The organism is Pontibacter amylolyticus, assembly GCF_014638845.1.
Lineage (GTDB): Bacteria > Bacteroidota > Bacteroidia > Cytophagales > Hymenobacteraceae > Pontibacter > Pontibacter amylolyticus.
Map to the genome: position 1 here is coordinate 109,561 of NZ_BMFP01000004.1, position 18,435 is coordinate 127,995.

Here is an 18,435-nt window from a genome sequence, read left to right on the forward strand (position 1 = left end):
AACAGAAGAGCTATACGTGAATAATAGACAAAAGGAATTTGAGCAGCGGGCTGCGGCCTACGCTGAACAGGAACAGAAAGCAGCCGGCAAATCGAAGTCGGTATCGTGGTTAAGGGTAGTGGTGTTTGTGGCAGGTGCTATTACGGCCTGGCTCTTTTTCCGGGACGGCAACACCAGCGCAGGCATCATCAGCATTGTCGGGTTTTACGTCCTTTTTATACTGGTGATGCGCTGGCACAGTCGGCTCGATTACAGGTATAAGCAGCTGCAGTTGCTCGGCCAACTCAACCTGCAGGAGATCGACCGGCTGCAGGGCAAGCTCCATACCTTCGATGGAGGTGACTCCTTCAGAGACGACCAGCATCCTTATACCTCCGACCTGGATATTTTCGGACCGGATTCGCTTTTTCAGCTGATGAACCGCTCTGTGACCAGCATCGGGAAGCTGCGGCTGGCACAGTGGCTTAAGCAGGCAGCACCTACCCCGGAAGTGCTGCGCAGACAAGAAGCGGTAGCTGAACTGGCACAGCCCGAACAGCAGGAATGGCTGCAGCAGGCCATCGTGAAGCCCATGCACTACAAGCACACCGAGGCAAACACGCAGGAGTTCTTTGACTGGCTCCGTGCGCAGGATCTGTACAAAGCGCATCCCTGGCTGAAGCTACTGGTGTTTGTTTTGCCTGTATTGACGTTGGCTGCCATTGCAGCCTGGTTCTATGGCTACTCGGGTTACATTGCTGTTGCGTTTCTGGCTATTCAGTACCTGCTGGGGCTTAAGTTCCAGAAGCAACGCGACGAGTACTACGAGAAGAGCATTGGTATGTACGAGGCCATGCAGAGCTATACCGACCAGCTACGGCACCTGGAGGCGCATACCTTCAAAACGCCGCTTCTGGAGGAGATCAGAACACGACTCTACAAAAGCGACATACCTGCCTCTACCGCCATCGGCAAAGTCGCCACCATCATCGATTATTTCTCGTGGCGACTCAGCACCCTGATGAGCTTTTTCCTGAACACCATCCTGATGTGGGATTTCGTGTGGATCTACCGGATCGAGTCCTGGAAAGCGGATCATCTGGAACAGGTAGAGAACAGCCTCGTTTTGCTGGCTGATTTCGAAGCCCTCTCCAGTATGGCGGCCTACCAGTACGCCCAGCCGCATTTTGCTATACCTGAGTTAAGCGCTCTTCCTTTCGAGTTTGATGCCGAGCAACTGGCGCACCCGCTTATCTTTTCGGTGGAGCGCATTGCCAACGATTTTCAGATGCAGGGAGCCGGCAAGACCATTGTGGTGACAGGCTCTAATATGTCTGGCAAGACGACCTTCCTGCGCACGGTGGGCATCAACATGGTGCTGGCCTTTATGGGGGCTCCTGTATGCGCCCGCCGCCTGACAGTGGCACCGGCACAGGTATACACGGCCATGCGCACCGTCGATAACCTGGCCGAGAACACTTCTTCCTTCTATGCCGAGCTGAAGCGCCTGCGCATCCTGCTGAACATGACGGAAGGGGAGGAACCAGTCTTTTACCTGCTTGATGAGATACTCAAAGGCACCAACTCCCGCGACCGCCACGCTGGCGCAATGGCCCTGATCCGGCAGTTGCATCGCCGCAACGCCTCCGGCCTCATCTCTACGCACGATCTGGAACTGGGCGCCATGGAGCAGGAGTTGCCGGGCAGTGTCGAGAACTTCAGCTTCAACAGCACCATCGAGGGCGACAAGATTCTCTTTGACTATACCTTGCACCGGGGCATCTGCCGTAGTTTCAACGCCAGCAAGCTGATGCAGCTGATGGGCATCGAGATGGAACGGACCGATGCGGCTGGATAGCGGCGTGCACCTGCAGCCTGATTTTACGTTAGCATATCAAAAATATAATTATATAAGAAGCAAATAAACCTATGAGAGTAGTAGCCGATATCCCTAACCCGCACGTGAAGATCACGCTGCATTCCTATAACAACAAGTATATCCTAAAGCTGGAGAAAGCCAACCTGGAGCAGATTTATAAGATAGAGGAAACCGAGGTGGCAGGAGACGAGGGAGCCATGGCCTTACTGGATGAGGACTTTATCGAAGCAGTGGTCAACCGCTTCCAGGACATGCGCGACGCTTTTGTGAGCACCGTGCGGCGGAATAGCTAAGGTACAGCCGGGAAGCTAAAGGTATAACCGACAGGGCTTTGGCTTGGATTTAATAGAATTTCATCTATATTTAATAAATCTTTTACTGGTCTATACCTTGTCCACCGGCTAACCTCTCCCCATTTCATGAAAAAACTTATCCTGCAAAACACTTTCATATCCCCTTTGCTAATCTATGGCGGATTGGCGCTGATTATGTGGCCTACTGCGCTGCGCATGTTGGGTGTTCTGAACATCGCAAACAATGTTAGCCCCGCTTTTCTGTATGCGGGCCTAGGCGTGATGCTCGTAGGAGGTGCCTTGCGTGCGTACCAGGAACAACAAGCAGGGGAGTCGTTCTTTAAGAGCTATCTGTTTCGGGTGCTAGTAGGTATAGCTGTGGTTGCTGCCATGATGCAGACAGGCATTGTCAAAACACCAGCCTTTCTGCAAAATCTGTTTTAAAGATATATAATAACGCTATACCTGTTTTAGGCAAGTCACAAAAAAAGGCCCTGAGAAATCAGGGCCTTTTTAATATAGTTGCTAAAGCGGATTAGCCGATAGCTACACGCTTGAACTCAGTTACAGTCAAACCTTTGCTTGTTTTCTCAAGCAGCTGAGAGATAGTCAGCGAAGAGTCTTTTACGAACTCCTGGTTCAGCAGGGTGCTCTCTTTGTAGAACTTGTTCAGTTTACCCTGTGCGATCTTCTCCAGCATTTGCTCTGGCTTGCCTTCCTGGCGCGCCTGCTCTTTGCCGATCTCGATCTCACGCTCGATAGTAGCAGCGTCAACGCCGTCTTTGTCCAGCGCGATTGGCTTCATGGCAGCGATCTGCATCGCGATGTCCTTGCCAACTTCAGTCACGTCCGTGCCGCTGGTGTTGTTCATACCTACCAGTACACCCAACTTACCGTTAGAGTGGTTGTAAGCTACCACTTTCTCAGCCTTCACAGTTTCGTAAGAAACCACGTCGATCTTCTCACCGATCTTACCCATCAGGTCTGTGATGTGGTCCTGCAGCGAGCGACCATCAGCCTGAGAAGCGGCCAGCAATTCTTCTTTAGAAGAAGCGTTAGTAGAAACAGCAGTCTCCAGAACGGTGTTAGCCAGGTTCTTGAAGTCTTCTACTTTAGATACTGGCTCAGTTTCGCAAGCCAATGCCACTACGCGACCAGTTGAACCGTCTGCGCTTACGTTAGTCAATACGATACCTTCAGAAGTAGCATTGTCAGCGCGCTTGCTGGCAATCTTCTGGCCTTGCTTACGCAGAATATCTTTAGCAGCTTCGAAGTCACCGTTGGCTTCTGTAAGTGCTTTTTTGCAATCCATCATACCTGCACCAGTTTCCTGGCGAAGTCTGTTAACGTCTTGTGCTGTAATAGCCATCTTGTTATAATTAAGAATTATGAATTAATAATTAAGAGTCTTTTTAAGGGATTCTCCAGAAAAGGAACAGAACGGTTGGCTGCTATTTACAGTCTTTTGTCCTTTGTCAAAATTTCCTTTGTCTCTCCTATGCCCTAAAACAAACTGAACATTGAAGCTTATGGGCCCAATGTTCAGTTTATTGATTATGCTATATGCATGCGAGATTATTGCTCGTCAGCTTCCTGCTTGGCTTTGATGCCTTCTTCTTCAGAACGCTTACGCTCAGTCTCTTCTTTGTCTACCTTGCGCTCAGACAGACCTTCTTCAATTGCCTTACCGATCACAGAAACGATAAGAGCGATAGACTTAGAAGCATCATCGTTTGCTGGAATTGGGAAGTCAACCGTCTCTGGGTTAGAGTTTGTATCGCAAACTGCGAATACTGGCAGGTTCAACTTGTGTGCTTCCTTCACGGCAATGTGCTCACGCTTCACGTCCACGATGAACAGAGCAGCTGGCAGGCGAGACAGATCAGCGATACCGCCCAATACACGCTCCAGTTTCTCACGCTCACGAGAAAGCATCAGACGCTCACGCTTTGCAATCGCTGCATAAGCTGTGTTGTCTTTCACCATCTTGTCGATCGTAGACATTTTCTTAAGTGACTTGCGCACAGTGGCGAAGTTCGTCAGCATACCACCCAACCAACGGTCAGTTACATAAGGCATTTTCAGACGACGTGCTTCTTCTGCCACGATGTCCTGCGCCTGCTTCTTGGTAGCTACGAAAAGGATTTTGCGACCAGACTTGGCGATGTTCTTGATAGCTGAAGAAGCTTCCTCAAGGGCAACCAGTGTCTTGTTCAGGTCAATGATGTGGATTCCGTTCTTCTCCATGAAGATGTACGGAGCCATTTTCGGATCCCACTTGCGGGTAAGGTGACCGAAGTGAACACCTGCCTCAAGTAATTCTTTATAATTAGTACTTGCCATGTTGTTGATACACCTTTAATATTAACGTTTACTGAACTGGAATGAACGACGCGCTTTGCGCTTACCGAACTTCTTACGCTCCACCATACGAGGATCTCTGGTTACGAATCCTTCTTTGCGGAGTGCAGATTTTGTCTCGGCGTTTTCTACTACCAGTGCTTTCGCGATAGCAAGTCTAAGTGCTTCAGCCTGGCCGCTTACACCACCACCTTTTAGATTAGCAGTAACGTCGTACTTGCCAATAGCTTCTAAGGTTTGAAACGGCTGATTCACAATAGTTTGCAGTACTTCGTCAGGGAAGTACGCCTTGATATCTTTACCGTTAATAGTGATATTCCCTTGCCCGGCCGTCATGTAGATACGAGCCACCGAGGTTTTTCTTCTACCAGATGTATTGATAACTTCCATTAATTATTAGATGTTGAGGGTTAATTCTTTAGGCTGCTGAGCTCCGAACGGATGCTCACTTCCTGCAAAAACATGAAGATTTCTGAATAGCTCGCGGCCTAGTGGGCCCTTAGGCAACATGCCACGAACAGCGCGCTCTACGAGCAGCGTTGATGATTTAGCCTTAAGCTCACGTGGAGAAGTCTTGCGCTGACCACCTGGGTAACCAGTGTGTGACAGGTAGTACTTCTGATCCCACTTGCGGCCAGTGAAACGCGTGTCATCAGCATTGATAACGATCACGTTGTCGCCGCAGTCAGCGTTTGGCGTGTACGAAGGCTTGTTCTTGCCTTTCAGGATCTTGGCGATTTCAGACGCCACGCGACCCAAGCTTCCTTGCCCTGCATCAATAATCACCCAGCCTTTGTTGGCTGTCTTCTTATTGACAGTAAGGGTCTTATAACTTAAATGATCCATTTTTGGTGGTTGTAAGCGATTTATTTAACAATTAATTTCTTCTCGAGGGTTCTTGAAAAATGGTCACAAAGATAGGAACTCTTTATTTGATATGCAATACTTGGTGTAGAAATATGCTGGAATACAGGGGGATACTAAAAAAAGACAGGCGGCGACACAAAGCTGCGTCGCCGCCTGTAAGCTAATCTGTTATCCAAGTTGAACGCTGCTATGAACTGCAGCCTGTTGCGAGGCGTATGCAGGTCAGGTATGAAGTAAGGCTGCAGGCAGCTGCCCATTCTCAAGCCTGTACGCGCGGCATCTCACTGGCAGGTTATTTCAGCAGCGAATCTAATACAACAGACATTTCCTTTAATTTCGGTTCACCGTAACCCATGGAAACATATCTTACGACACCTTCTTTATCGAGAATGTAATTCAAGGGTAAACCTCCTCCTTCGTAAAGTTTCCAAATGTCTTCTTGCGTGTCTATGCCAGAGTTGATGTCTATACCTTTCTCCCTGAGTTTGGCTACAGTTTTCTGTATCCTTTCCTTGGGCTCACCTCTTGAAATGGGGAGGAATACGAAATCTTTCGCCTTATATTTCTGCAAGATAGCTTCAGGTAATTCATGAAACTCCATGATGCAAGGCTGACACCAGGTAGCCCAGAAATTGAGCAGTACAACCTTGCCTTTCAAGTCCGATAGCTTCACAGAAGATCCGTCGATCAACTCTACTTCAAAGTCCTTTGCCATATCGCCGACTTTTAAGGCATTGGTATTTTCAGAGGCTTCTTTGGCTTCGACAGGTCTCACTACTTTCGTCACATTGCTGCCTTCTGCCTTTTTTTGTTTTTCTTCCTCGGTCAAGGTATAGATTCTGGCTATGAAATTGTCTCCGATTACATTGCCAAATTTTGCCTGATAGCTTTGTCTCTCCTCATCGGTAGCGCCTGACACTACATTTTTCACGTATCCGCTTTGCGCGATTTCTTTTACCTCACTTTCCGAAACTATGCTGCTGTCATTTAGGATATAAACTCTTTGCGGCTTTTTTATCTCCTTGCTTTCTTGTGCCCGTGCCAGGCTGGCAAATGACAGAAGCAGTACTACCAATAACTTAAATTTCATATAAACTTACTTTAAGGTTGTACTCAGTTATTTACTAGCGAGGAGCAAGCGTGGTGGCAATCCTGACTTCGCCGGTTTTTTTGTTGCCTTGTACTATCACGATGTTGTCAGCCTCCAGAATGCTTTTTAAAGCTCCGGCATTATAAGTGGCACTGGCACGAGATTTCCTGTTTCTGGATGCGAGCTCAATTTTCAGGCTGCTGATCTTCCCGCCTTCATACTTTTCATTAAAGTCCAGTTCGAAGCCACTGCTTGAGAATGCCTGTTGCGCTACTTCAAGCTCCCGTTTGGTGATCTCCTCCGGCCATAGAAAATAGGCGACATGCTCTTCTGTTTCAACCAGGCGTGCACCACCCGCTTTAGGTATAGCAGGGCCCTCATACCTTACAGGCGGTGGGGGTGGAGGAAGCTGTTCTCCCGCTGGTGCAGGGGGTACAGGTGGTACTGCTTCTCTGCCAGGCGCAGGAGGTGGCGACGGTGCTTCCGGTGCCGGAGGGGCCGGTGGTACAGGAAGCTTTTTGTTGAACTCCTGTACCTGACGGGCGTCTTTGTTCTGTTCAGTTACTACCGAAATAACACCCTTCGAGGCTCCTTTGCCGAATACCTCTACTGCGGATTTACCTTTAATTACATTTATGCTGTGGATAGTCTTCGGGTCAAGCTTTTGTACGGCTGCACGGCTAGCTTCCACTCCGTCAATATAGTACAGCGCTGCTTCTGGCATGATTGATAATAGTTCAGCTTTATCCGGTGCTGGTGGAGCTGGCGGTGCATCGGGAGCAGCTGGTGTAGGGGGTGGCGGCGGCGGCAAGAAAGGAAGTTTCCCCCACTTAGCCTCGGCAGCCGGAATGCGCTGGCTTTTGTTGTAATCGTAGGTCTCTGTCTTCCCGTTTTTGAGGTAGATGACGATTGATTCCAGGTTCTTATCCCTGCTGTTGTCAAACTTCCAGGCTACCTCCTTTACATTGGGATGACGCTTTAGGAAATCCTTGTAATCCTCAGGCCAGTTCGCTTTGTCATCGTAATAGCCGATGTGCTCTAGCTTCAGAATGTAGGATTCATCCTGATTCAAGTTGACTCTTCTGGCAACTGGCGGCGCGCTGGGCATTTCGCCATACTTCAACTCGGCAGAGGCCATGCTCTGCTTGTCACCAAAGGTATAGACCTCCTCAGCACCGGACTTCAGTGCCACTACTATTTTTCCGTTCGACCTCCAGGAGACTTGTTTTACCTCGGTGTTTCGGGCATAGAAGGCGGCGTATTCATCAGTCGGGTTTTCTTCAGTCTGCGTTACAGTTTCTCCTGGAAGTATAGTTTCTGTAAGAGTGGCAATATCGTCCTGGGAGGCGCTCCGGAAAGCAACCAGCAGCACCGTTACGAGGGGAAGCACAACCAGCAATCGGAGCCGGCTTGCCTTGCTTGTGGGCATTTTATTCATCATGGCAATTCTTCGTTTAAGTGATGGGAAGTTAAACTGATTGGCAAGCTGAGGTTGTGTGGCGCCCACAACTTTCAGTAAGAGGTATTGGTAGGCTACTCGGTCGACGCCAGCATTTACAACATGCTGGTCGGCTATAAACTCAAGGTTTTCTTTCATGGCCTGCTTCATGAGCCACACGCCCGGGTTGAACCAGTAGAAAACGGTGCTCAACTCGGCCAGCAGCACATCCAGGGTATGCCAGCCGTTCACGTGTATCTGCTCGTGCCGCAGGATCGACTCCAGTTCGGGCGACTGGTGCTGTGCCGGGTTCAGGTAGATGGTTTTCCAGAACGAAAAGGCCTCGCTTATACCTGGCACCTTGCGGAAGTCCACGCCCTGATAAGAGGCGGGCACTGAGGCGCGGTGAATCCGGTAGAGCGAGACAAACTGCATGGTCAGCCGAAGCAGCATCAATCCGCAGCCTAGCCAGAACAGCCAGACAGGTATAAGCCAATAATCGAATGCGGTCTGTTCAGGTATAGCCGTTGGGGTCCAGGCAGGTATAACCACGGCATAGCTTTGCACCACGGCCAGTTCTTCGTGCCGGCTGAACAGCTCGGAGAGGTCTATCAAAGGATAAACGGCGGAGAACAGAATGCCGAACACCAGGAAAAGCCGGTTGAGGTGGTAGAAAGTGAGCTTGCGCAGCGCCAGGTGGTAGGCCAGGTAAAACAGTACCAGGGCCACGTTTGCTTTTAGCAGGTATAACAGCAAATCCGGCATATCATTTCGTTTTTTTATTCTCGATCATGTCAATAATCTCCTGCAGTTCTTCGGCGCTGATCTGCTTTTCCTTCGCGAAAAAGGCCACCAGCTCTTTGTAGGAGTTCTTGAAGTAGTCGCCCACAAAACCCTTCATAAAGCGCTTCTTGTAGTCTTCTTCTTGGATAATGGGGGTATAGCGGTAGGTGTTGCCAAACTTCTCGCTCTGCAGGAAGCCTTTCTTCTCCAGATTTTTCACCGTAGAGGCCAGCGTGGTATAGGGCGGTTTAGGCTCTTCCAGCTTTTCCAGAAACTCCTTTATAAATCCGCCATCCAGCGACCAAACCGCCTGCATGGCTTCCTCTTCTTGTTGCGTGAGCTTTTCCATAGTTCTACGATGTTTTCGTATAATTACGAAAGTTTCGTAAAAAGGGCAAGTATTTGAGGCTAAATTTCTTAAAAATATTTCCTGCCAAGGTATAAGAATCCATTTTGAATGAATGGAGGCAGTTTTGGTACGAAGAAAGAAACATCTAATTTTAGCTGGCGTCTTAAGGTATAGCCACAACTAATTCCAAACTGACTGATATGAAAGCCATTCTGCTAAAGCAACCCGGCGGACCAGAGCAACTGGTGCTGGGCGAATACGAACAGCCACTACCGAAACCATACGAACTGCTGGTGCGCGTGCACGCCACTGCCCTCAACCGTGCCGACACCATGCAGCGCCAGGGTAAATACCCGCCCCCGAAGGGAGAAAGTCCGCTGCTGGGCCTCGAAATAGCCGGAGAGGTGGTGGAGGCAGGTATAAGCTGTACCCGTTTCAAGAAAGGAGACAAGGTCTTCGGGCTGCTGCCGGGTGGCGGCTATGCCGAATATGCGGTGATAAACGAAGAGATGGCCATGGCTATACCTGAGAACCTGAGTATGGAAGAAGCGGCTGCTATACCTGAGGTGTTCCTGACAGCCTGGCAGGCGCTCTCGTGGCTGGGCAAACTGCAGGCTGGCGAACGGGTATTAATCCACGCCGGGGCCAGCGGGGTAGGCACGGCAGGTATACAGCTGGCACGCGCCTTACAAGCGGAGGTGCTGGTGACGGCCTCTGAAAAAAAGGTGCAGGCCTGCCTGGACCTGGGCGCCCACAAAGCCATCAATTACAAGGAAGTGCCCTTTGAAGACGAAGTGCTGGCCTATACCAATTCAGAGGGTGTGGACGTGATTGTGGACTTTATCGCCGGGCCTTACTTCAAGCAAAACATTGAGTGCCTGCGCCTGGACGGTCGGCTTGTGCTGCTGGCTACGATGGGCGGCGGCAAAGTAGAGGAATTTGACCTGCGCAAAATCCTGACCAAGCGCCTGCAGGTCATCGGCTCCACGCTACGTTCCCGCACCCGTGACTACCAGATCAGACTCACACAGGACATGGCCGCTTTTGCTTTGCCTTTGTTTGAGAACGGCACAATCAAGCCCGTAGTTGACTCGGTGTTCGATTGGGCGGACGTAGCCGAGGCGCACCGCTACATGGAAGCCAACCAAAACATTGGGAAGATCGTGCTGCGGGTTAATTAATTTTGACAAAGGACTTTTTGATGAGTGGTGGAATGGGAGGGAGGCTTAGGAAATAGCCCAAACAGCTCTTTATTTCCCTGACTCACTAAAACAACAAAAGGACAAAAGATGCAGGTTCTCCCAGCGTCTTTTGTCCTTTGTCACATAGTCTCTTGTCAAAAAATCTAGCTGTACTGCCGAAGTTGCTTGATCAGCACGGCCATATCCTTCGGGTAAGGCGCTTCGATTTTGATCGGCTCCTCGTTCATCAGCCTGAAACCGATGGCGTGCGAATGCAGCGCAAAGCGTTTGATAAGGGGCTGCTCTTCGGTTTGCTGCTTCAGGTTGAACTTTCGCTTCAGGGTGCTCAGGTATAGGTCCTCGCCACCGTATAGTTTATCCCCTACTATCGGCGCGCCTAGGTAGGCAAGGTGCACGCGTATCTGGTGCAGGCGACCCGTCACCGGCATGCACTCCAGCAAGGTATGGCGGCTGTAGTTCTCCAGCGTTGTGAAGTATGTCTCGGCAGGCTTGCCCTGTGGTGTAAGCTTGGCCACCCCTTTGGCGCCGGCGAGTATGGAGCGGTTGACCAGGTGGTCTTCGAACTTATGTGTGCCCCAGGCCACGGCATGGTATACCTTGTATACCTCGCGGTGCTCAAACTGCATCGACACGTGGCGGTAGGCCTCCGGGTTTTTGGCAAACACCAGGCAGCCCGATGTGTCTTTGTCAAGGCGATGACAGGCCTGCAGCTTTGGATCGTGCTGCTTGGCCAGTTTGAGCAGGTTGGTCGTGTTCGGAGTGCGGTCCTCGAGCGTGGCTAGAAACGGCGGCTTGTTCACCACCAGAAAGTCCTCGTTCTCAAATATGATCAGGTCTTTAAAAACCGGGTATTTCATCTTTAGCAATAGAATTTTGATAACGATGTCTTTTCAAGATATCGCCATATTGCTGCAAAGATAAGGAAATTTAGGCGGCTCCCTGTTGCGAATTGATGTAATAGCATTCAGTGCGCGACACATATACTTTTAGGTCCTGCTCCATCGCCTTGTCTAATGTTGGGTCATTCCTGTTAGTTACAAGAAACATAGGCCTGCTCTCTTTTTCAGCTATTCTGGCAGCAACCGCGTTTAGAAAATTTACCACTTTAGTGCGTCCAGCAGCGTGACAATATAGATTTTCCAGTAAGGCTGCTCCCTCTGGTAGTCCATTCTCTATTTGTTCAGGTTTTACGATGCCCACCCAGACACAGGCAAGCAGACGACCATTTTCTGACCAGCTATAGGCCTGCTGGCCAACCTCAAACCGGCGCATAGCATCTTCGGTGAATTCCCACCTGGTTTTACTGCCCCCATTTTGCTCAAAGTACAGAAGATCACCCAGATTATTTTGGTGCACTTCTAATGGATCATAAAATGTCTCGTTTAATGGAGCTATGCGTAAAATTCTGGGACTACTGCCCATGAAGCTTGTTTTTATTTGTCGCACGATGCTGCTGAACAAACCCTGTTGGATAAAAGCCCTTATTTTCCCTTTAAGCAGGTATAGCCGTTTGTCCACTGAAAGATCAAATGCCATTGGTCGTATACCCACTTTCGTGAGCAGGTTATGTTTGCTCTTGCGGAGGAACCTTTTAGCTCGGTAAGGGAGATTATTACAGATAACGAGTTCATGCACCTTATCATGCCTGTTAGCCATGCGCTCTTTGTAAGGGTCTCCCCCCGGGGTCAAATCGAAGTAGGTAATGCCTTCCTGCGATAGCCATTGACCCAGCATTAAAAAATGCACAAACCCTGGGGAGTAGTTCGCATAAAAAGGTGAATGAACATTAATGCCTGCTAAGTGCACCCACTCTCCGCCCTGCACAGCCATAATACAGGCAATGATTTTGTTATCGGCCCTTAAAACTGTTGCATGTAGAAGTTCCTGCTTGAACATTTCTAGTAGGAAAGCCGCCTTAAGGGGGTTGTCTCGAAACTGGTTCATGTTGAACATAGCCCCCTGTCTAAAATCGTACTGTATCGTGATTTCTCCCAAAATCGATTGTAAAGTTGCTAGCTCCGTGATTTGCTCGAAGCGAAAGTTGCCTAACCGCTTTAAGCGATTCAATTTGTTGCGGAATTCTGCCTTGCGGAACATTTGTGTCACGTCCGGGGCCTGCAGGTCCATAATAGGACGTTTAAAAGCCTGGAGCTCTATCTTTTGCTTCCAATGCGGATTCTTACTAATCCAGTCAAGCGGCACTTGGGGGGGTAAAAATCTGAGGAGAATGTCTTTTTTAGGGAATCTCTTTTTTACTTCTCTGAACGCCTGTGAAATAAACTCATCGCTTTGAAGGGGTAAAGCCAGCCAAGTTTGATACTCGGCATCATACATACCTGCACCCATAATAAGTGGGTGCTTGTTGTGAATGTTTGATTTAGTCGGCAGAGACTTGGGAAGCGCAAGCATCAACAGGCCTGTCAGCCTGTCATCCTGCGTATCTTTAACCATTATGGGCAAATATTCCTTTTCGTAGGTATGGTACCAGGCAATCACGAAACGGCTAGACTGAAAGACTGTACTCCATGGGCAAGCCTGGTAAAGCCAGTCCCATTGCTTGACAAAGTCCTGCTCACTTATTAAGTCAAGAACTTCCTGGCCAGATAATAGCTCGATAGTTCGGGCTGAAGTATCGGTTTTTATAGGTTGGTATAGCGTATTAGTAGGCATACACTCAGAAATTAAAACAAAGCATCTATCATTTTTCAGCTAGCTACAATAGCGGTTCGTGTCAGTTTCCCCTGTGTTTCGAGTACGGCATTTACAATATGCTCTAAGTGAGCTTTTGTAAGTTCTTGGTGCACAGGTACAGCTAAAATATGTTCACGCCTCAACTTGCTCTTGGGGAAATCCTCAACAGGGAGTGATGGGTGTGGGAAAAACCAGAAAAGAAGCCCTTCTATACCCTGCTTTCGGATACTCTTTAAAAAGCCTCTTGGATCTTCTGTTTCTATAGGGAAAGCAAATGGGCTCTCACCTCCCTGCAGTGTCCGGAAAGGCGCTGGAACCAAATCGCTCAAGTGATCGAGCAGGTACTGATAATTGGCTCTCCTGATTTCAGCAGTTGATTCACTAAGAACAGAAGGTAGTAATCGTGATGACATGTTAGCCGGAGGCAGCATTGGGTCGTCTAGAGCAAAATCTTCGTCAGGGCGGTCTGTTTTTAATCGCCACCATGTTAGGATTGGAGCAAAGAACCACCTTACGCGGCCAAACATACTGTTGCGTTCTGCTAGCCAGTTAAAATGCCTTTTGGCCATGCGAATAAACCCTGATTTAGGCCTTGAAGTTGGAGCAGGAATGGCAACATCTGCAATTACCGCGGCTCCATCAGGTATACCATAAGTTTTGTAGAGACAGAAAACACCCATGTGGCCAAAAGAGCCTACAGGTTGCCCTTCACGTGTAGCGAGAAAAGCCTGGGCAGCATCCTCCATCAGTAAGAGTCCTCTTTGGTCGCACCATTTTCTCCAGTAAGCTGCATCTTGAGTGAATCCTAGATAATGTGTCAGGTACAAAGCTCGCACATCAGGGGTTATTAATTGTTCCAATTCGTTTTCATCAGGCTCAAGCATATCATTCAGCTCATAGTACTTGATGCTCAATCCGGCTTTGAGTAAGGCCTCAATTTCGGAACCATGATGGTAAGCCGGTACAAGTACTACATCATTTCTTTTCAATCCGAGAGCCTGGCATGCATTCCAGATGGCATGTCTGGCCATTGAATATATCTGGCAGTTTTCGTGTCCGAGCGGAAATGGACGGCACTCCATTGGTTGACGGTAGTGTACGTTTAAAGGAAGCGGCGGCCAAATTGCAAGACGGCGAGCATCAGCTGAGTTGTACTTTCTCATTTTTCTTTAAATCGAGTTCAAAATATGATAAGAGAAAGGGTGTTGAGCTAGTGTAGGGACAATGATTTACCAGATCCGCTTTAGAAAGAGAAAATATAATTAATACTATAACCAAATTCCTCGCCTCTACCGCAGTATCCTATATAAAACAAATATTCTTAATAAGTTATATTATGTTTTTACTGAAAATATTAATATTTGTTTTGTTTAAATTACTTTTATTTGATCTGGATGAGCAAGTAAAGCCAAAAGGCTGGAAGAGGGTGGTAAAAGGCGTTTATTGATGGGTGAATTTGGGTAAGATAGGGGTGATTAGAGAATTTTATACTCCCTTCGCCTTCAGTAATTTAAACCGGAGTGTCGTGCCCTTGTCGAGTTCGCTTTTGACGGCGATGAAGGAGCGGTGGGCTTCGATGATGTGCTTGGAGATGGCCAGTCCGAGGCCAGAGCCGCCTTTGTCGCGGGAGCGGCTTTTGTCGATGCGGTAGAAGCGCTCGAATATGCGGTTGATGTGTTCCTGGGCTATACCTGGGCCATCGTCTTTCACGGTGATGGTATAGCGCTTGCGTCCTTCCGTAAACGAAACCCAGATATTGCCGCCCGTGTGACCGTACTTGATGGCGTTGTCCACCAGGTTGATGAACACCTGACGGATACGATTTGGGTCGGCGTGGATCATTACTTTCTCGCCAGGGTTCACATCTACCAGATGCAGTTTCGTCTGGCTTTTATTGGCTTTTTGCTCCAGCTGCTCAAAAACTTCCTGTACCAGCTGCACAGCGTCAAAGTCCTGCTTCTCCATTCTCACAACGCCCTTCTCGAACTGCGAGATGCTGATCAGGTCCTGCACCAGGGTGTCAAGGCCATCGAGGCTGTTGGCCGCCTTCTGCAAAAACTTGTCGCGCACGGCGGGGTCGTCCATGGCGCCGTCTAGCAAGGTATGGATAAAGCCTTGCGCGGCGAAGATCGGGGTCTTGAGCTCGTGTGAAACATCGGCCAGAAACTCGCGACGCATGACCTGCAAGTGCCGGAGTTCGTCGATCTCCTGCTGCTTGCGCTCGGCAATCAGGAAGATGTCGTCCTTTATTTTTCGGAGCGGGTCAGCCGTGAACAGGGAGCGGCCCTCTGCTTTGCGGTACTCCTGCTTCTTTATTTTCTCCAGGCTGGAGTACACATTTTTGACCTCGCGGATGACCAGTGCCTCGTAAGAAAAATAAACCAGCAGGAAGCAGCAAATGAACACCAGTACAAGTGCCGCCATCAAGCCCCTGGAGGAAAAGTAGCTGGCTAAAGCCAAAAAGGCAGTGAGCACAAGGGCCACTGCCAGGGATACTAAAAGGGCAAGCGTACGGGAGTTTAAATTCATGTTTTAGTCGGTGTTAAACTTGTAGCCAACACCCTTGATGGTCCTGATCTGATCGTCGCCTATCTTCTCGCGCACTTTCCGGATGTGCACGTCCACGGTGCGGGCGATCACATACACGTCGCTGCCCCACACGTTGTTGAGCAGCTCTTCGCGTGTGAACACCTTGTTCGGAGTAGCCGCCAGAAAGGCCAACAGCTCGAATTCTTTTTTCGGGAGCGTGATTTTCTCTTGGCCCTTGTACACGGCAAAGCTGGTGCGGTCTATGCGCAGCCCCCCGATCTCGATCACCTGCTCCTGTTCTTCCTGCTGCGCATCGCGGCGGGCATAGGCTGCCAGGCGGCTGAGTAAGGCACGGGGCTTTATCGGTTTTGTGATAAAGTCATCGGCGCCCGCGTCGAAAGCGGCTACTTCTGAGAACTCCTCTGATCGAGCGGTCAGAAAAATGATGTGCGTATGACGGAAGTCCTGGTCTTCGCGCAGCTGGCGACAGGCGGCTATCCCGTCCAGCACCGGCATCATCACATCCATCAAAATCACGTCGGGCTTAAAAGTATTCGCTACCTCTATTGCTTTTTTGCCGTTGTCGGCCTGGGCTACATCGTAGCCTTCGCGGGCAAGGTTATACTGCAGCAGTTCTACGATATCCGGGTCATCGTCAACTACTAGTATTTTGTAATGGGCTTGGTTAGGTGTCTGCACGTTTTTAGGATTATGTTTTCCTACCTTTACTATCAGGCAGGTATAACGATTGTTGGAAGCCATTCAGTGGTCTCCATTTCAATACAAAGATACCATTCCGGAGGTATAGAAGTAGGTGGCGGTCAAATCATAATATTTTCTTAACATTGGCTTTTCAGCAAAAGAAAAACCAGCTGTCTAAGCTGGCTTTTTCTTTTATTTCTGTGCCACAAGGGCAGGTTTATGTTTCAGATTCCGGTGTTCGTACAGGTCAACTTTCACAGCACCCACAAACATATTGGCTGAGATCAGTACCGGTATCTTGTTTTTATCATCCGATAGGTATACGGTAATGGCATCCTCACCATTAAACAGCTTGTTTTTCGGCATGCGCGGCACCAGCTTAATCGCTTTAAAGGCGCCGGCCTTGGTGCTGATCGTTTCGCGGCCTTGATAAGTAACTACCATGTCAAACGCCTCTTCGTCGAAGAATCCTTTGACCGTAAACTTGTCGCCGGGATTGTAACGGTCGTAATCGAGGGTGCGCAGGTAATAAAACCCGCTCACAATATCCTGGGCGCCGGAAGGAATCTTATGGCTACTTTGCCTTTTGTCTCTGTTCTTTTTCTTTGACTCTACCTGGGCCGTGTTTGTGTAGTGGTTAAAGTCCACGGTTTCGCGCTTACGGTAGCTGCCTTCCTCAATGTTGCGGAAAGAACGGTGCGGAAGAATGGCAGCTGTATCAATGTAAGACTGGTAGGTATTGCGAATCTTGATGAACAGGTCGAATGAACTGCTGGTCTTGCCATACACGGTGGCTTTATAGGTCGGCCTGTCGTTGACGCGGTGCAGGTTGGGTGCGATATCGATCACGGCTTCGGCTGCCGTTATCGGGCCATAATGCACTTTATACTTGAGCAGTTCGCCTGCACTAAAGCTTTCGTTAGGGATAGTGCGAAGTGACTCTTTGGCTGCAAAGCCGGAGAGCACCATGATGGCCAATATTATCGCTGGAAAAATCTTCTTCATAAGCAGTTTCAGACTTACAGTGTTTTATAGCATCTCCAATATCAACTATTATACCAACTGCGGGCCCTTACTCTAAAGATAATAAGTTGTCTTCACACTACCAACAACTTAAAATGCAAAAAGGTGCTACACAGGGTAGCACCTTTTTGATTATTTATGAGATGGGAATAATGTTCATTCCGCACCGCTCAGATCTTCCAATGCTGCGGCCACTTTTTCAGGCTCACCTTTCACAATTGCTCTGATCTTAGCTTCAATCTCCTCTTGCAGTTCCGGATTGTCAAGCAGGATCTGCTTCACGCCGTCACGGCCCTGGCCCAGCTTGTCGCCGTTGTAAGAGAACCACGAACCAGACTTCTGCACCACACCCAGCTCAACGCCCAGGTCCAGAATCTCACCTACTTTAGAGATGCCTTCGCCGTACATGATGTCAAACTCCACCACTTTGAACGGAGGCGCCACTTTGTTTTTCACCACTTTCACGCGGGTACGGTTACCCGTGATGTTATCGGCAGACTCCTTGATCTGACCGATACGACGGATATCCAGACGTACAGAGGCGTAGAACTTCAGGGCGTTACCACCGGTAGTTGTTTCCGGGTTACCGAACATCACACCGATCTTCTCACGAAGCTGGTTGATGAAGATACAGCAGCAGCCGGTTTTGTTGATCGTACCGGTCAGCTTACGCAGTGCCTGCGACATCAAACGAGCCTGAAGACCCATTTTGCTGTCACCCATGTCGCCTTCCAGTTCACCTTTCGGTACGAGAGCGGCTACAGAGTCAATTACAATAATATCGATCGCGCCGGAGCGGATCAGGTGATCGGCGATCTCCAGGGCCTGCTCACCGTTGTCAGGCTGCGAGATCAATAGGTTTTCAGTGTCTATTCCAAGTTTTTCGGCGTATGCCTTGTCAAATGCGTGCTCTGCGTCGATAAAGGCGGCCAGGCCACCGGCGCGCTGCGCCTCTGCAATGGCATGCATGGTAAGCGTGGTTTTACCAGACGATTCAGGACCGTAGATTTCGATGACACGGCCGCGCGGCAAACCGCCAATTCCTAAAGCAATGTCAAGTCCAAGCGAGCCGGTAGAGATAGCCGGAATGTCTTCCACTTTGTTGTCGCTCAACTTCATCACGGTACCTTTACCGTAAGTCTTGTCAAGCTTGTCTATCGTCAGCTGCAGGGCTTTTAGTTTTTCGTTGCTTACGCTCATGTGTGTTTAATTAAATAGCTTTATATTGATGTGAAATTACGACGTTCAA

18 protein-coding genes are annotated in these 18,435 nt (G+C 49.1%); 4 read left to right on the forward strand and 14 right to left on the reverse strand.

Annotated features, from left to right (window positions below; genetic code table 11):
* Positions 1–16 precede the first annotated feature (16 nt).
* From IEV97_RS11125 to IEV97_RS11135, 3 genes are all read left to right on the forward strand, one after another.
* Positions 17–1,837 carry a MutS-related protein gene (locus IEV97_RS11125; RefSeq protein WP_188501586.1) on the forward strand — a complete coding sequence of 607 codons (1,821 nt, stop codon included), beginning with the start codon at positions 17–19 and terminating at the stop codon, positions 1,835–1,837.
* Positions 1,838–1,908: 71 nt separating this feature from the next.
* The gene (locus IEV97_RS11130) at positions 1,909–2,151 is read left to right on the forward strand and encodes a hypothetical protein (protein WP_188501587.1); all 243 of its coding nucleotides are present in this window, start codon (positions 1,909–1,911) and stop codon (positions 2,149–2,151) included.
* A gap of 126 nt (positions 2,152–2,277) precedes the next feature.
* On the forward strand, positions 2,278–2,595 hold the full coding sequence (locus IEV97_RS11135) for a hypothetical protein (RefSeq protein ID WP_188501588.1): 318 nt from the start codon (positions 2,278–2,280) through the stop codon (positions 2,593–2,595).
* A 91-nt stretch (positions 2,596–2,686) separates the two neighbouring features.
* On the opposite strand, the gene tsf is transcribed toward IEV97_RS11135, so the two are convergent.
* The 7 genes from tsf to IEV97_RS11170 form a co-directional block, all read right to left on the reverse strand.
* Positions 2,687–3,520, reverse strand: coding sequence for a translation elongation factor Ts (gene tsf, locus IEV97_RS11140; RefSeq protein WP_188501589.1), 834 nt, complete (start codon positions 3,518–3,520; stop codon positions 2,687–2,689).
* 206 nt (positions 3,521–3,726) lie between these two features.
* A complete protein-coding gene (gene rpsB, locus IEV97_RS11145) occupies positions 3,727–4,494 on the reverse strand; it encodes a 30S ribosomal protein S2 (RefSeq protein ID WP_188501590.1) in 768 nt (255 codons plus the stop codon).
* 21 nt (positions 4,495–4,515) lie between these two features.
* Positions 4,516–4,902: a 30S ribosomal protein S9 gene (gene rpsI, locus IEV97_RS11150; protein WP_018476900.1), complete on the reverse strand. Its 387-nt coding sequence runs from the start codon at positions 4,900–4,902 to the stop codon at positions 4,516–4,518.
* 6 nt (positions 4,903–4,908) lie between these two features.
* The gene (rplM, locus tag IEV97_RS11155) at positions 4,909–5,358 is read right to left on the reverse strand and encodes a 50S ribosomal protein L13 (protein ID WP_188501591.1); all 450 of its coding nucleotides are present in this window, start codon (positions 5,356–5,358) and stop codon (positions 4,909–4,911) included.
* 313 nt (positions 5,359–5,671) lie between these two features.
* Positions 5,672–6,469, reverse strand: coding sequence for a TlpA family protein disulfide reductase (locus tag IEV97_RS11160; protein WP_188501592.1), 798 nt, complete (start codon positions 6,467–6,469; stop codon positions 5,672–5,674).
* A gap of 34 nt (positions 6,470–6,503) precedes the next feature.
* Entirely contained in the window at positions 6,504–8,672 is a 2,169-nt protein-coding gene (locus IEV97_RS11165; protein WP_188501593.1) for a M56 family metallopeptidase, read from the reverse strand.
* A gap of 1 nt (position 8,673) precedes the next feature.
* Positions 8,674–9,039 (reverse strand): BlaI/MecI/CopY family transcriptional regulator, encoded by a 366-nt coding sequence (locus tag IEV97_RS11170; RefSeq protein ID WP_188501594.1) that lies wholly within the window; start codon positions 9,037–9,039, stop codon positions 8,674–8,676.
* Positions 9,040–9,239: 200 nt separating this feature from the next.
* Here IEV97_RS11170 and IEV97_RS11175 point away from each other — a divergent pair, with 200 nt between their 5' ends.
* On the forward strand, positions 9,240–10,220 hold the full coding sequence (locus IEV97_RS11175; protein ID WP_188501595.1) for an NAD(P)H-quinone oxidoreductase: 981 nt from the start codon (positions 9,240–9,242) through the stop codon (positions 10,218–10,220).
* A gap of 164 nt (positions 10,221–10,384) precedes the next feature.
* Here IEV97_RS11175 and IEV97_RS11180 read toward each other — a convergent pair whose 3' ends face one another.
* The 7 genes from IEV97_RS11180 to recA form a co-directional block, all read right to left on the reverse strand.
* On the reverse strand, positions 10,385–11,098 hold the full coding sequence (locus IEV97_RS11180; protein WP_188501596.1) for an RluA family pseudouridine synthase: 714 nt from the start codon (positions 11,096–11,098) through the stop codon (positions 10,385–10,387).
* 70 nt (positions 11,099–11,168) lie between these two features.
* Positions 11,169–12,911, reverse strand: a complete 1,743-nt coding sequence (locus IEV97_RS11185) for a GNAT family N-acetyltransferase (RefSeq protein ID WP_188501597.1) — start codon at positions 12,909–12,911, stop codon at positions 11,169–11,171.
* 35 nt (positions 12,912–12,946) lie between these two features.
* Positions 12,947–14,095, reverse strand: coding sequence for an aminotransferase class V-fold PLP-dependent enzyme (locus IEV97_RS11190; RefSeq protein ID WP_188501598.1), 1,149 nt, complete (start codon positions 14,093–14,095; stop codon positions 12,947–12,949).
* A 322-nt stretch (positions 14,096–14,417) separates the two neighbouring features.
* The gene (locus IEV97_RS11195; RefSeq protein WP_188501599.1) at positions 14,418–15,461 is read right to left on the reverse strand and encodes a sensor histidine kinase; all 1,044 of its coding nucleotides are present in this window, start codon (positions 15,459–15,461) and stop codon (positions 14,418–14,420) included.
* Positions 15,462–15,464: 3 nt separating this feature from the next.
* Positions 15,465–16,160 carry a response regulator transcription factor gene (locus tag IEV97_RS11200; protein ID WP_229733901.1) on the reverse strand — a complete coding sequence of 232 codons (696 nt, stop codon included), beginning with the start codon at positions 16,158–16,160 and terminating at the stop codon, positions 15,465–15,467.
* 195 nt (positions 16,161–16,355) lie between these two features.
* Positions 16,356–17,168 (reverse strand): DUF3108 domain-containing protein, encoded by an 813-nt coding sequence (locus IEV97_RS11205; RefSeq protein WP_188501601.1) that lies wholly within the window; start codon positions 17,166–17,168, stop codon positions 16,356–16,358.
* A 174-nt stretch (positions 17,169–17,342) separates the two neighbouring features.
* Positions 17,343–18,386: a recombinase RecA gene (recA, locus tag IEV97_RS11210; protein WP_116541516.1), complete on the reverse strand. Its 1,044-nt coding sequence runs from the start codon at positions 18,384–18,386 to the stop codon at positions 17,343–17,345.
* Positions 18,387–18,435: the final 49 nt, after the last annotated feature.

Bases quoted from the DNA above. Each gene is read 5' to 3' on its own strand.
- rplM (WP_188501591.1), bottom strand. From the start codon at position 5,358: ATGGATCATTTAAGTTATAAGACCCTTACTGTCAATAAGAAGACAGCC.
- IEV97_RS11130 (WP_188501587.1), top strand. From the start codon at position 1,909: ATGAGAGTAGTAGCCGATATCCCTAACCCGCACGTGAAGATCACGCTG.
- IEV97_RS11190 (WP_188501598.1), bottom strand. From the start codon at position 14,095: ATGAGAAAGTACAACTCAGCTGATGCTCGCCGTCTTGCAATTTGGCCG.
- IEV97_RS11165 (WP_188501593.1), bottom strand. From the start codon at position 8,672: ATGCCGGATTTGCTGTTATACCTGCTAAAAGCAAACGTGGCCCTGGTA.
- IEV97_RS11175 (WP_188501595.1), top strand. From the start codon at position 9,240: ATGAAAGCCATTCTGCTAAAGCAACCCGGCGGACCAGAGCAACTGGTG.
- IEV97_RS11135 (WP_188501588.1), top strand. From the start codon at position 2,278: ATGAAAAAACTTATCCTGCAAAACACTTTCATATCCCCTTTGCTAATC.
- IEV97_RS11195 (WP_188501599.1), bottom strand. From the start codon at position 15,461: ATGAATTTAAACTCCCGTACGCTTGCCCTTTTAGTATCCCTGGCAGTG.
- IEV97_RS11185 (WP_188501597.1), bottom strand. From the start codon at position 12,911: ATGCCTACTAATACGCTATACCAACCTATAAAAACCGATACTTCAGCC.
- IEV97_RS11205 (WP_188501601.1), bottom strand. From the start codon at position 17,168: ATGAAGAAGATTTTTCCAGCGATAATATTGGCCATCATGGTGCTCTCC.
- IEV97_RS11160 (WP_188501592.1), bottom strand. From the start codon at position 6,469: ATGAAATTTAAGTTATTGGTAGTACTGCTTCTGTCATTTGCCAGCCTG.
- rpsI (WP_018476900.1), bottom strand. From the start codon at position 4,902: ATGGAAGTTATCAATACATCTGGTAGAAGAAAAACCTCGGTGGCTCGT.
- tsf (WP_188501589.1), bottom strand. From the start codon at position 3,520: ATGGCTATTACAGCACAAGACGTTAACAGACTTCGCCAGGAAACTGGT.
- IEV97_RS11180 (WP_188501596.1), bottom strand. From the start codon at position 11,098: ATGAAATACCCGGTTTTTAAAGACCTGATCATATTTGAGAACGAGGAC.
- rpsB (WP_188501590.1), bottom strand. From the start codon at position 4,494: ATGGCAAGTACTAATTATAAAGAATTACTTGAGGCAGGTGTTCACTTC.
- recA (WP_116541516.1), bottom strand. From the start codon at position 18,386: ATGAGCGTAAGCAACGAAAAACTAAAAGCCCTGCAGCTGACGATAGAC.
- IEV97_RS11170 (WP_188501594.1), bottom strand. From the start codon at position 9,039: ATGGAAAAGCTCACGCAACAAGAAGAGGAAGCCATGCAGGCGGTTTGG.